Here is a 12,336-nt window from a genome sequence, read left to right as displayed (position 1 = left end):
TTCCACAGAGGGGCGGGGATTCACGGCTGCAACACCGAAGACACCAGCAGTTGCGAGTAAGGGTGTTGCGGATCGTCGAGGATCTGGTCGGTCAGGCCGGTTTCCACCACCCGCGAGCGACGCATCACCATCAACCGATCCGCCAGCAAGCGGGCCACGGCCAGGTCGTGGGTGACGATCACCACCGCCAGGTCCAGCTCACGCACCAACCCGCGCAGCAGGTCGAGCAAACGGGCTTGCACCGACACGTCGAGGCCGCCCGTCGGTTCGTCCATGAACACCAGGCGCGGGCTCGACACCAGATTGCGGGCGATTTGCAGGCGTTGTTGCATGCCGCCGGAGAAGGTTCGTGGCAAATCGTCAATGCGCAGCGGGTCGATTTCCACCTGGCTCAGCCAGTCGATCCCCGCCCCGCGCAGTTGCTGATAATTACGTACGCCTTGGGCCATCAAGCGTTCGCCGATGTTGGCGCCGGCGGACACGCCCATGCGTAAACCGTCGCGAGGGTTCTGTTCGACGAAGCCCCATTCGGTGCGCAACAAGGTCCGGCGTTCGGCTTCGCTCGCGCTGTAGAGGTCGAGCCACGCGCCGTCCTTGCCGCGATAGCCGATGCTGCCGCGCTGGGGTGGCAAGCGTCCGCTGAGCAACGAGAGCAAGGTCGATTTGCCCGAACCGGACTCACCGACAATTCCCAATACTTCACCGGGATACAGATCAAAACTCACGCCTTGGCAACCCTTCTCCGGGCCGTACAACAACGACAGGTCGCGCACTCGCAGCATGGGTTCGGCCGTCGCGGTGGACAGATCGTTTTTCAGCGCCTGATTCATTGGCCCTGCTCCTGCTGGCTGACGCGCTGGGCGCAGTAATAGGTGTCGGAACAGACAAAACTCTGGGTCCCGGCGTCGTCGATGATCAGCTCGTCGAGAAACGAATCGTGGCTGCCACAAATGGCGCAACACTCGTCCCACTGCTGCGCTTCGAAGGGGTGATCCTCGAAGTCGAGGCTGGTGACTTTGGTGTACGGCGGTACAGCGTACAGACGCTTCTCGCGACCGGCGCCGAACAGCATCAACGCCGGGCTCATGTCGAGTTTCGGGTTGTCGAATTTGGGGATCGGCGACGGGTCCATCACGTAGCGCTCATCGACCATCACCGGGTAGGCGTAGGCGGTGGCGATGTGTCCGAAGGTGGCGATGTCTTCGTAGAGTTTGACGTGCATGACCCCGTAATCATTGAGCGCGTGCATGGTCCGGGTCTCGGTTTCCGACGGTTCGATAAAGCGCAGCGGCTCCGGGATCGGCACCTGATAGACCATGATCTGATCGGCGTGCAGCGGCGTTTCCGGGATGCGGTGGCGGGTCTGGATCACCGTGGCGTCCGGGGTGCTTTCGGTGGTCGCGACGCCTGCGGTGCGCGCGAAGAAGCGGCGAATCGACACGGCGTTGGTGGTGTCGTCGGCGCCCTGGTCGATAACTTTGAGCACATCGTCAGCCCCGAGAATCGCCGCGGTCAATTGCATGCCGCCGGTGCCCCAGCCGTAAGGTAACGGCATCTCGCGCCCGCCGAACGGCACCTGATAACCGGGGATCGCCACGGCCTTGAGCAAGGCGCGGCGGATCATCCGTTTGGTCTGCTCGTCGAGGTAGGCGAAGTTGTACGCGGCGTCGCGCACCGGTGCCCCGCCCGTCATGGAGTGGCTCAGGTCATTCATGGCTGTTGGCCTCGGCGGGTTTGCGCAGTTTGCGGATCAGTTCCAGTTCGGCCTGGAAGTCCACGTAGTGAGGTAATTTGAGGTGCGAGACAAACCCGGCAGCCTCGACGTTGTCGCAGTGCATCAGCACGAATTCTTCCTGCTGCGCCGGGGACTCGATCTCTTCGTTGAACTCCTTGGCGCGCAGTGCGCGGTCGACCAGCGCCATGCCCATGGCCTTGCGTTCGGCATGCCCGAAGGCCAGGCCATAGCCGCGCGTGAACTGCGCCAGTTCGGTGGCCGAGCCGACAAACTGGTTGACCATCTCGCACTCGGTGACTTCGATGCTGCCCAGATTGATCGGGAAACCCAGCTCTTCAGGATCGATCCAGACCTCGACTTCACCGATGCGAATTTCCCCGGCGAACGGGTGGTTGCGGCCATATCCGCGTTGGGTCGAATACCCCAGCGCCAGCAGAAAACCTTCATCGCCACGGGCCAGTGCCTGCAAGCGCTGGGCGCGACTGGCCGGCAGTTCCAGCGGATCGCGGGTGATGTCCGCCACCGTGTCGCTGCTGTCGGATTCGTTCTTGATCAAGCCTTCCTTGGCCAACAAACCGAGGACCCGAGGGCACGGTTCGAGGCTGGCGTTCGGGGTGGTGTGCGGCCCCGGGTATTCGCCTTCGGCGAGCAGTGCAAAGTCCAGCAGGCGATGGGTGTAATCGAAAGTTGGCCCCAGCAACTGGCCGCCCGGCACGTCTTTGAACGTAGCGGACAGACGGCGGCTGAGTTGCATGCTCGACGTGTCGATCGGCAGGCTCGGGCTGAAACGCGGCAACGTGGTGCGATAGGCGCGCAGCAGGAAGATCGCCTCGACCAGATCGCCCGCCGCTTGCTTGATCGCCAGCGCAGCCAGTTCTTCGTCGTACAGCGAGCCTTCGCTCATCACCCGCGCCACGGCCAGCGGCAGTTGCTGACGGATCTGCTCGACGCTCAGTTCAGTGATCGAGGTGTCGCCCCGGCGTTTTTTCGCCAGCAGACGGTGGGCATTGTCGATGGCTTGTTCGCCACCCTTGACGGCTACGTACATCAGACACGCTCCTGTGCGATGCGGGTGCTGCGTGGCAGGCCGATCAGGTCTTGGCCGGCGGCGAATAACAGGTCCAGCCCGCGAGGGAATTCGTTGCGCTGTTCACGCTCACGCCAGAAGCCTTCGGCCACCGGCAGCGCAACGCCGTGCTCGGTTTCGATCCCTGGCCCACGCCACGCCAGCCCTGCCCCGCCGTCGAGGCTCGGCAGCTGAACCAGCAAGGTGCAGGACTGATCGGGGTAGCGGTCGTTGCCAGGGTCGAAGCCGCTGAGGTCGAGCAGGTCCTCGGCCGTGAGCAAGGCGAACCGCGCGTCTTCGCGATTGGCGGTCAGCGGGCAGCCACAGTGGAACGCCAGGTTGGCGCGAATCAGCGGCGTGTCGAAGGACGGAGCCAGCCACAGCGGCGTGTCGACATCCAGCAAGGCCAGGCACAACGCGTAGGTCGCTGGCGCCAAGCCTTCAAGGCTCGGCGTGGCGTGCAAGGTCTGGATCAAACCGGGGCCGGCGAAGGCCTTGAGTGCCGCGCGAAAACTGCGTTGGGCCTCCAGCACCGGGTCGGTAAACGCCGGTTGCAACAACTGTGCGCTCATCAGTTTTCTCCTCGCACGAGGGTGAAGAATTCGACTTTGGTGGCGGCGGTGTCCGCCTCTTTTTGCGCCCGGCGTTCGGCCTGGGCCTTGGCCAGCGGCGTGATCACTGCATCGAGCCAATGGCGCTGTTGCGTGCCTTGCAAATGCGCGTCGGCCAGGGCAGCCAGTTCGGCGTGGACCTTGTCGCGCCCCGCCAGGTAGCTGTAGCCGGTACGGCCATCGGCCAGGCGCACCACGCAACGGGTCACGCTCATTTCGCCAACGTTGAACGGCGCACCGTTGCCGCCCATGCGACCACGGACCAGAGTCATGCCGATTTCCGGGGCGCGGATCAGTTGGTATTCGACGTCTCGCAGTGCGGCTTCGTGGGGCTGCAATTCACTGCGACGGGCGCGGGCGAGCACGCCGATCCAGTGTTGCCGCTCGGCGTGAGGAGCAAGGTTGTTCATTAAGATCTCCATCAAGTGACGACCTGATACTGGAAGCGATCCGAACGGCTGGTGGACTGGGCCAGCTCCACCGGATGACCGTCGCGGTCGCGGGAAAGGGTGAATACGCTCAGCGCCGGCAAATGCCGGGGCATCATCAGCAACGCGGCTTCTTCGCGGCTGGGCAAACGGGCGCCGATCAGACTCAATGTGCGGGTCAGCGGCATGTCGCGTTCGCTCAGGTACTGGCGCAATGAGCCGCCGGTGTAGTCCGCCAGCAGCGGCGCGCGGCTGGCGCAGTAGCGATGGCGGATCAGGCTGACCGGTTGGTGATCGAGCTTGCGCAGGGTCTGCAATTCGATCATTGGCGCCATTTCGACAAGCCCCAGGTGCTGCGCTTCTTCGCGGCTGGCGAAGCAGTAACGGCGCTTGAGCAGCACCGCTTCGACGCCCAACCCCTGAGCCGACAACGACTGGCTGTAGGCGCTGTCGGCGGCCATGGGGTAAATCAGCGGGCGCTCCAGCACTTGCGTGCCTTTGCCCTGGCGGCGCAACAGGCTGCCTTCGAACACCAGCTCATCGATGGCGCGGCGCAAGGTATGGCGGTTGACGCCGAAGCGTTCGGCCAACTGCACTTCTGCCGGCAGGAAGTCCCCGGCCTGATAATCGGCCAGTTCACGGCGCAGGATGTCGGCCAATTCGCGGTACACCGGCTCATCTTGTCTAGACAACTGCATGCTTAAAAAAAAGCGCCCAGGGGCACCCCTCCGAAATTCAGATGAACTGCTTGCGCAGGCGTTGCGAGAGGATGTCGATCAGGCTCACGACCACGATGATCACCAGCAAGACCGCACAGGTCTGAACAAACTGGAAGGCGCGAATGTTCTCCCAGAGAATCACCCCGATGCCGCCGGCACCGACCATCCCCACCACCGTTGCCGAGCGCACGTTGGCCTCGAAACGGTAGAGCGCGTAGGACACCCACAGCGGCATCACTTGCGGAATCACCCCGTAGATCACTTCTTGCAGAGCGCTGGCACCGGTGGCGCGAACCCCTTCAACCGGGCCCGGATCGATCGCCTCGACAGCTTCGGCGAACAGCTTGGCGAGTACGCCGGTGGTGCTGATCCACAGCGCCAGTACCCCGGCGAATGGGCCCAGGCCGACAGCGACGACGAACAACATGGCGAAGACCATTTCGTTGATCGAACGGAAGGCGTCCATCACCCGACGCAGCGGTTGGTGGATCCACCAAGGGGTGATGTTTTCCGAGCAGAGAATCCCCAGGGGGATCGAGCAGACAATCGCCAACACCGTGCCCCACAGGGCAATTTGTACGGTGACGATCATTTCCTTGAGGTAGGAGCGCCATTCGTGGAAGTCTGGCGGGAAGAAATCGGCGGCGAAAGTCGCCATGTTGCCGGAGTCGCGGTACAGCGCCATCGGGTTCATCTCGGCGCCGTGCCAGGCCCAGGCCAGCAGGACCAGGAACATGCCCCAACCGGCGTACTGCGGCCAGGTGCGCTTGCCGACAGCTTCAGCGTGCAGAGTGGTCATAGGATTTCTCTAAAGAAGCAGTTCATTGAGACGCGACACATGAGTGATGCCTTGAGCAAAAACCCTGTGGGAGCGAGCCTGCTCGCGATAGCGGTTTCACATTCAACATTGATGCTGACTGACGCGACGCCATCGCGAGCAGGCTCGCTCCTACAGTTGCTCTGTGGTGAATCAGCCGGCGTTGGCCGCAGTCTTTTTGTCGCTGGTCTTCTCGAGCAAGGTCAGGCGCTCTTGCAGCTTGGCCAGTTCGGCATCGATATCGGCCAGGCGCTTGGCTTTGTCGGCCGCTTCAAGCTTGGTGTCGGCACTGAGGGTGGTGCGCTGTTTGAACAGCTCAAGCTGACGGATTGGCAATAGCTGGTCGTCGCTGGACTTGAGGAACTTGCCCAGCTGCATGCCCGCGAGCACGGCTTTTTCGGCGTCGGTGTTGCCGTAGTTGAAGATGAAATCGCGGATCTTGGTCTTCTCGCTGTCGCTCAGGGCCTTGCTCCACACCAGTGGGTCGGCGGGGATCAGCGGCGACTTCCAGATCACCTTGAGCAGTGCAGCCTTGTCCGGCTGGGTAACTTCCAGACGGTCCCAGCTTTCGGTGTTGAAGGTCGCGACATCCAGTTGCCCTTTGGCCACGCTCAAGGCGTTGACCTCATGGCTGGAGTTGAGGGTGCGCTTGAACGCGGTGGCCGCATCGACGCCGTTCTTGGCGAACACGTAATAGCCCGGCACCAGGTAGCCGGACGTCGAGTTCGGATCACCGTTGCCGAAGGTCAGGGACTTGGCGTTCTTGAGCATGTCTTCCACGGAATTGATCGGGCTGTCCTTGCGCACGATCAGCACGCTCCAGTAACCGGCGGCGCCGTTGGCGGCGGCGGTCTGGGCGAAGATCTCGCCGTTGGAACGGTCCACCGCTTCCATGGCAGCCTTGTTGCCCAGCCAGGCCACATCGACCTTGTTGAAGCGCATGCCCTGGATCAACCCGGCATAGTCCGAGGCGAAGGTGGCGTTGATCTTCAGGCCGGTTTTCTTCTGCATGTCATCGAGAAACGGCTGCCAGATGCTCTTCAGGTTCTGCGAGGATTCGGTGGACATGATGCCGAAGTTGATGGCTTTTTCTTCAGCCTGGGCGGTGCCCAGTACGCAACTGGCGAGCAATGCGGCGCCAGCAAAAACGCGACCGATACGGTTCAACATGGAAAGGATTCCTTGGGGTGCGCTATAGGAAAAAGAGGGTGTTCACACGCGAGCCAGCACCAATCGGGGGGCGGGTTCGGCGCGGCGGGTCTGGTCGGAAAACATCAGGCTGGTGTCGATGTCGGCACCGTACAAATCGTTGAGGAACTGGCTGCTCAGGTCAGCCGCGAGGCCGTCGAAATGAATCCGTCCGCCCTTGAGCGCCACGGCGCGGGGGCAATATCGTGTGGCGTAATCGACTTGATGCAGGGTGACTACCACTGTCTTGCCGTCGCGGCGGTTGATGTCGGCGAGGATTTCCATGACCTTGCGGGCTGATTCCGGGTCGAGGGAGGCGATGGGTTCGTCGGCCAGAATCACTTCGGCGCGCTGGGTCAGGGCCCGGGCAATTGCCACTCGTTGTTGCTGACCACCGGACAAGGTCGATGCCCGCTGCGCCGCCAGATCGGCCAGGCCGACGCGATCCAGCGACGCCATGGCGAACTGTTTTTCTTCGGCATTGAACAGGCTCAAATTGCCACGCCAGCGCGGCATGCGGCCCAGGCAACCGAGCAGGACGTTGTCGAGTACGCTGAGGCGGTTGACCAGGTTGAACTGCTGGAAGATGTAGCCGATGTCGGCGCGCAAGCGGCGGACTTTGCCGTTCAGCCGGCCGGACGCCTGCACTTCACGCCCGAGCACCTTGACGCTGCCGCCGTTGTTGCGATCGCAACAGGCCAGGCCCGCGAGGTGGCGCAACAAGGTGGACTTGCCGGAGCCGGAAGCGCCAATCAGCGCGACCATCTCACCGGTAGCGATGGTGAGTTCGAGGTCGACCAGTGCGCTTTTACGCGCAAAGGTCTTGTTCAGATGATCGACATGGATAGCTGCGTTCATGGGCTTCTCTGTCTGGTTGAACAGCCGTCCATGGCCGCTTTGAAGTTCAACCGACTTTAGGCACGGGCTGTGTCAGCCCTATGACTCGCACAAGTCGCTGGAATAACTATTTGATGAAGGTTTTGTGAAAGGTTGAGCCGAATCGGTCCCGCAACCAATCCAGGATTTTCACGATTTTGGGTTCACTGGCGATCCCTGTGGGAGCGAGCCTGCTCGCGATGGTCGTCAACGATGACGCGTTTTAACAGGGTTCAACGACGATCCCCGCGCCCACAAAAAAGGCGACCCGAAGGTCGCCTTTGCGTCACTGCCCGAACTGCCGCCCCAACCCACCCGGCACGCCATGGATATCCGTCTCTTCCCATGGCCCGTCAGGACTGATCGACCGGCTCCAGCCATTATCCCAGCGGTAGTAAGTCCGCTGGCGGTAGAACGTGTTCGGTTGACCCTCCAGCACATACACACCGAGCTTCGGATCCCAATGACTATCACCACCCGGTGGCGGCGCGAAGCTGGCCGACGTGCGCGGCAACGGTTTGGCAGGCTTGGCCGGAATGCTCGGTTTGCTCGGCGTCGGTGACGTCGACGGCGTGGGCTTGGGCTGCGACGGCGGGATCGGCGGCAGCGACGTCGGCTCGGGTCGCTGGACCGCACAAGCGCTCAGCCCCAAAACCAGACTGAGCAGGGTGATACGAGCGATGGCGGTCATGGTGGCGTTTCCTGTTATTTATCCGGGCTGTCGATGGTCAGATGTTGCTGCGCAGTCGTGCTGCTGGCCAGAGGCTGGCTGCGACCGACCCACTCGCCGGCAGTCGGTTGGCCGGCGCGGGAAATGCGCGCAACCAGTTGGACTTCAGGGAAGTTCGACAGTTTCAACTGCGGCATCATTGCGTCGGCATCGCCCAGTTCGACGGTGACGGGCAAGTCGGCCACGGTCAGGCGTTTGGCGGCCAACGGCGCCGGTGGGCCAGAAGTCGCGCGGGCGAAGATGAACACGCTGTCGCCCGGCTGGACCTTGGCTTTGAGCTCAGGCGCCAGGTCCACACGCACCTTGAGCAGCGCGGCGACCTTGGCCGCCGGCGCCTCGGCAACCTTGCCGCCGCTGGCGACCAGTTTCTCAGTGGCCCGTTTGATCCCGCCTTCCAGCGCGACACGGGAACTGTCCGTCGGCGGCAATTGCGCCAGCAGTCGATTCCAGTAGTCGATGGCGTCCTGATAACGCTGGCTTTCAAACGCCGCGATACCGAGCAGGCCAAGGCTGGTGACTTCTTTCGGATCGGCCTTGAGTGCTTCATCGGTCAGGGCTTGAACCTTGTCCGACCATTTCTTGCCGTCAGCGAAATACTGCGCCTGAGCCCATTGGCCGAGCAGCTCCGGTTGGCGACCGGCGAGGGTCACGGTGCGCTCGAAGAGCTTCGCCGCGTCGCCAGGACGATCCTGGGCCATGTAGGTGCGCCCAAGGAAGTACAAGCCTTCAGCGGAATCCGGCTGAGCCTCGACCGCGCGCTCCAGGCGACGGGTCATCTCTTCCATCGACTGTGGCGCCTGGGCAAATTCCCGGGTCAGCTCGACCTTGTCGCTGGCACCGAAATGCAGGTAAAGCCCAAGCCCCAGCACCGGCACCAGAATCGCCGCCAGCAGTGGCAACGGCTTGCCCAGGCGCGACACACGTGGCGCCTCGACGCCTTCGGTATCCGCGAGCAATTCACGCGCCGCTTCAGCGCGACCGGTGTCCAGTTGCGCGGCGTCGAGCACGCCCTCTTCCTGCTGAGTCTGCAACTCAGCCACGCGCTCCTGATACAGCGCGACGTTCAGGGCAGTACGATCCTCTTCCAGCTGGGCGCGACGGCCACGCAGGACGGGGATCAACAGAAAACTCAGGGCGACCAGAAGTAGCAGACCTGCAGCGAGCCAGAAATCAATCATTCTTGGTTTTTATCCAACAGGTGGTCGAGGCGCTCGCGCTCCTCGGCAGAAAGCTCATCCTTGGTGTCAGCGCGTTGCACGCGACGACGGCGGACGATCACGGCGATGATCACAAAACCACCCAGCAACAGGCCGGCGGGGCCGAACCAGAGCACAGCAGTCTTGGTGGTCAGAGCGGGTTTGTAGCGGACGAAATCACCGTAGCGATCGACCATGAAATCGATGATCTGCTGGTTGTCCTTGCCCTCGCCGAGCATGCGGAAAATCTCTTTGCGCAGGTCAGCAGCGATCGGTGCGTTGGAATCGGCGATGTCCTGATTCTGGCACTTGGGGCAACGCAGTTCTTTGGTCAGCTCGCGAAAACGCTCACGGTCGCCTTCTTTGGCGAACTCGTAGGTATCGATGGCGGCGTGAGCCACACCGGCCATGCTCAAACCGAGGAAAACAGCGGCGATCCAGCGCTTCATGGCTTGGCCTCATCAACCAGCGCCTGATACTTGGCCGCCAGTTTTTCACGCCAGACCTGCTCGTCGATCACCCCGACGAACTTGTCGCGGATGATGCCCTTGGCGTCTATAAAGAAGGTTTCCGGCGCGCCGTACACACCCAGGTTCAAACCCAAGGTGCCTGCGTCGTCGCGAATGTCCAGCTGATACGGGTTGTGGAATTCCACCAGCCACTTCAAGGCGTCGGCGTTGACGTCCTTGTAGTTGATGCCGTAGATCACCACGCCCTTCTCGGCCAGTTTGTTCAGCACCGGGTGCTCGACCCGGCAGGAAATGCACCAGGTGCCCCAGACGTTGACCAGCGCCGGTTTGCCGACAATGTCCGCCTTGGTCAGGGTCTTGTCGCCCTGCACCGAGGGCAGGGAAAACTCCGGGAACGGCTTGCCGATCATCGCCGACGGCAACTCGGCCGGGTCCAGATACAGCCCGCGATAAAGGAAAACAGCCACCACCAGGAAAATCGCCAGTGGCAACAGCATCAACCAACGTCTCATGCAGTGGCTCCCGACATGCCCAGCGCTTCACGCACACGGCTTTTCACCTTGACCCGATAACGCCGATCCAGCGCCGCCAGCACACCGCCCAAACCGGTGAGCAAACCACCGAACCAGATCCAGCGCACGAACGGTTTGACGTGTACGCGCACGGCCCAGGCGCCATCGCCCAGCGGTTCGCCGAGGGCGACGTAGATGTCACGGGTGAAACCGGCGTCGATCCCGGCTTCGGTCATCACCGAGTTCTGCACGGTGTACAAACGTTTTTCCGGGTGCAGCACGCTGACTTCCTTGCCGTCGCGGACGACCCGCACGGTGCCCTTGTCGGACGTGAAGTTCGGCCCTTCGAAGTGCTTGGCGCCTTCGAAGATGAAGTGGTAACCGGCCAGGTCCATGGACTCGCCCGGTGCCAGGCGCAAATCGCGCTCGGCACTGTTCTGGCTCGACAGCACGACACCGAGCGCGCACACAGCAATACCCAAATGCGCGATCTGCATGCCCCAATAACTGCGGGTCAGGGTCGGCAAGCCTTTGATCAGGCCTTTGTGGCGCGTCTTGTCAAAAATGTCACGCACACCGGCCAGCAATACCCAAGCGGCGAGCATGAAGGTCGCGATCACCGCCCAGTTGAAATCGCCGTAAGCGACGCCCGCCACCACGGCCAACGCGGCGCTGCCGAGCAATACGGGCGTGAGCATGTTCACCAGCCATTTGACCGGGGTGTCTTTCCAGCGCACCAGCATGCCGACCGCCATCACCACCATCAGCAAGCCCATCAACGGAATGAACAGCGCGTTGAAGTACGGCGGGCCGACCGACAGCTTGGCCCCGGTCATTGCATCGAGAATCAGCGGGTACAAGGTGCCCAGCAAGATCATCGACGCCGCCACCACCAGCACCAGGTTGTTGCCCAGCAGCAGGGTTTCCCGGGACCAGAGGTTGAAGCCTACGTGGCTCTTCACCACTGGTGCGCGCAGGGCGAACAGCGTCAGCGAACCACCGACCACAAACAGCAGGAAAATCAGGATGAACACGCCGCGCTCCGGATCGGAAGCAAAGGCGTGCACCGAGGTCAGCACGCCGGAGCGTACCAGGAAGGTACCGAGCAAACTCAACGAGAACGCCGCGATGGCCAGCAACACGGTCCAACTCTTGAACACGCCACGTTTTTCCGTGACCGCCAACGAGTGAATCAGCGCGGTGCCCACCAGCCAAGGCATGAACGAGGCGTTTTCCACCGGGTCCCAGAACCACCAGCCGCCCCAACCGAGTTCGTAGTAGGCCCACCACGAACCGAGGGTGATGCCGATACCGAGAAAGGCCCAGGCGACAATGGTCCACGGACGCGACCAGCGCGCCCACGCCGCATCAAGACGACCGCCGAGCAGCGCCGCGATGGCGAAGGCGAAGGCCACGGAGAACCCGACATAACCCATGTACAGCATCGGCGGGTGAACGATCAGGCCAATGTCTTGCAGCAGTGGGTTGAGGTCACGACCGTCCGCCGGGATCTGCGGCAGGATGCGCGCGAAAGGGTTCGAGGTGAGGATCAGGAACAACAGGAAACCGGTGCTGATCATGCCCATCACCGCCAAGACGCGAGCGAGCATGACTTGCGGCAACTGCCGGGAGAACACCGACACCGCGAACGTCCAGCCGCCGAGGATCAACGCCCAGAGCAGCAACGAACCTTCATGAGCGCCCCAGACCGCGCTGAACTTGTAGTACCACGGCAACGCGCTGTTGGAGTTGCTGGCGACGTAGTCCACCGAGAAGTCGTCGGTCATGAACGCGTAGGTCAGGCAACCGAAAGCGAACACCAGAAAGGTGAACTGGCCCCAAGCGGCGGGTTGAGCGAGGCTCATCCACAAGCGGTCGCCGCGCCAGGCGCCGAGCAACGGCACCACGGCTTGAACCAGCGCGAAACACAGCGCCAGAATCATGGCCAGGTGGCCGAGTTCGGGAATAAAGATGCCGGAAGTCATGAA

At 62.3% G+C, this 12,336-nt stretch carries 14 protein-coding genes; all 14 read right to left on the bottom strand.

The window, feature by feature from the left end:
* Positions 1–20: 20 nt before the first annotated feature.
* The 14 genes from phnK to ACA057_RS08095 all read right to left on the bottom strand — a co-directional run bounded on the left by phnK (position 21) and on the right by ACA057_RS08095 (position 12,333).
* Entirely contained in the window at positions 21–830 is an 810-nt protein-coding gene (gene phnK / locus ACA057_RS08160; RefSeq protein ID WP_059407523.1) for a phosphonate C-P lyase system protein PhnK, read from the bottom strand.
* Positions 827–1,693 (bottom strand): alpha-D-ribose 1-methylphosphonate 5-phosphate C-P-lyase PhnJ, encoded by an 867-nt coding sequence (locus ACA057_RS08155; RefSeq protein WP_497349838.1) that lies wholly within the window; start codon positions 1,691–1,693, stop codon positions 827–829. Before ACA057_RS08155 ends, phnK begins: the two co-directional genes overlap by 4 nt.
* A 13-nt stretch (positions 1,694–1,706) precedes the next feature.
* Positions 1,707–2,783, bottom strand: coding sequence for a carbon-phosphorus lyase complex subunit (locus ACA057_RS08150; protein ID WP_497347349.1), 1,077 nt, complete (start codon positions 2,781–2,783; stop codon positions 1,707–1,709).
* A complete protein-coding gene (phnH, locus tag ACA057_RS08145) occupies positions 2,783–3,373 on the bottom strand; it encodes a phosphonate C-P lyase system protein PhnH (RefSeq protein ID WP_497347347.1) in 591 nt (196 codons plus the stop codon). Before phnH ends, ACA057_RS08150 begins: the two co-directional genes overlap by 1 nt.
* Entirely contained in the window at positions 3,373–3,822 is a 450-nt protein-coding gene (phnG, locus tag ACA057_RS08140; RefSeq protein ID WP_497347345.1) for a phosphonate C-P lyase system protein PhnG, read from the bottom strand. The genes phnH and phnG overlap by 1 nt, the downstream gene beginning before the upstream one ends.
* 11 nt (positions 3,823–3,833) lie before the next feature.
* Positions 3,834–4,538, bottom strand: a complete 705-nt coding sequence (gene phnF / locus ACA057_RS08135) for a phosphonate metabolism transcriptional regulator PhnF (RefSeq protein WP_497347343.1) — start codon at positions 4,536–4,538, stop codon at positions 3,834–3,836.
* 37 nt (positions 4,539–4,575) lie between these two features.
* On the bottom strand, positions 4,576–5,358 hold the full coding sequence (gene phnE / locus ACA057_RS08130) for a phosphonate ABC transporter, permease protein PhnE (protein WP_497347341.1): 783 nt from the start codon (positions 5,356–5,358) through the stop codon (positions 4,576–4,578).
* 171 nt (positions 5,359–5,529) lie between these two features.
* A complete protein-coding gene (gene phnD, locus ACA057_RS08125; RefSeq protein ID WP_497347339.1) occupies positions 5,530–6,546 on the bottom strand; it encodes a phosphonate ABC transporter substrate-binding protein in 1,017 nt (338 codons plus the stop codon).
* A 42-nt stretch (positions 6,547–6,588) separates the two neighbouring features.
* The gene (gene phnC, locus ACA057_RS08120) at positions 6,589–7,422 is read right to left on the bottom strand and encodes a phosphonate ABC transporter ATP-binding protein (protein ID WP_497347337.1); all 834 of its coding nucleotides are present in this window, start codon (positions 7,420–7,422) and stop codon (positions 6,589–6,591) included.
* Between the two features lie 304 nt (positions 7,423–7,726).
* On the bottom strand, positions 7,727–8,131 hold the full coding sequence (locus ACA057_RS08115; RefSeq protein ID WP_497347335.1) for a hypothetical protein: 405 nt from the start codon (positions 8,129–8,131) through the stop codon (positions 7,727–7,729).
* Between the two features lie 14 nt (positions 8,132–8,145).
* A complete protein-coding gene (gene ccmI, locus ACA057_RS08110) occupies positions 8,146–9,348 on the bottom strand; it encodes a c-type cytochrome biogenesis protein CcmI (RefSeq protein WP_497347333.1) in 1,203 nt (400 codons plus the stop codon).
* Positions 9,345–9,815, bottom strand: a complete 471-nt coding sequence (locus ACA057_RS08105; RefSeq protein WP_497347331.1) for a cytochrome c-type biogenesis protein — start codon at positions 9,813–9,815, stop codon at positions 9,345–9,347. The genes ccmI and ACA057_RS08105 overlap by 4 nt, the downstream gene beginning before the upstream one ends.
* On the bottom strand, positions 9,812–10,348 hold the full coding sequence (locus tag ACA057_RS08100; RefSeq protein WP_497347329.1) for a DsbE family thiol:disulfide interchange protein: 537 nt from the start codon (positions 10,346–10,348) through the stop codon (positions 9,812–9,814). Before ACA057_RS08100 ends, ACA057_RS08105 begins: the two co-directional genes overlap by 4 nt.
* Positions 10,345–12,333 (bottom strand): heme lyase CcmF/NrfE family subunit, encoded by a 1,989-nt coding sequence (locus ACA057_RS08095; RefSeq protein ID WP_497347327.1) that lies wholly within the window; start codon positions 12,331–12,333, stop codon positions 10,345–10,347. The genes ACA057_RS08100 and ACA057_RS08095 overlap by 4 nt, the downstream gene beginning before the upstream one ends.
* Between the last annotated feature and the right edge of the window lie 3 nt (positions 12,334–12,336).

It is taken from the genome of Pseudomonas sp. LBUM1661 (assembly GCF_059695925.1).
The sequence above is the reverse complement of the archived record's forward strand: the minus strand, read 5'-3'. Positions and strand labels throughout refer to the sequence as shown.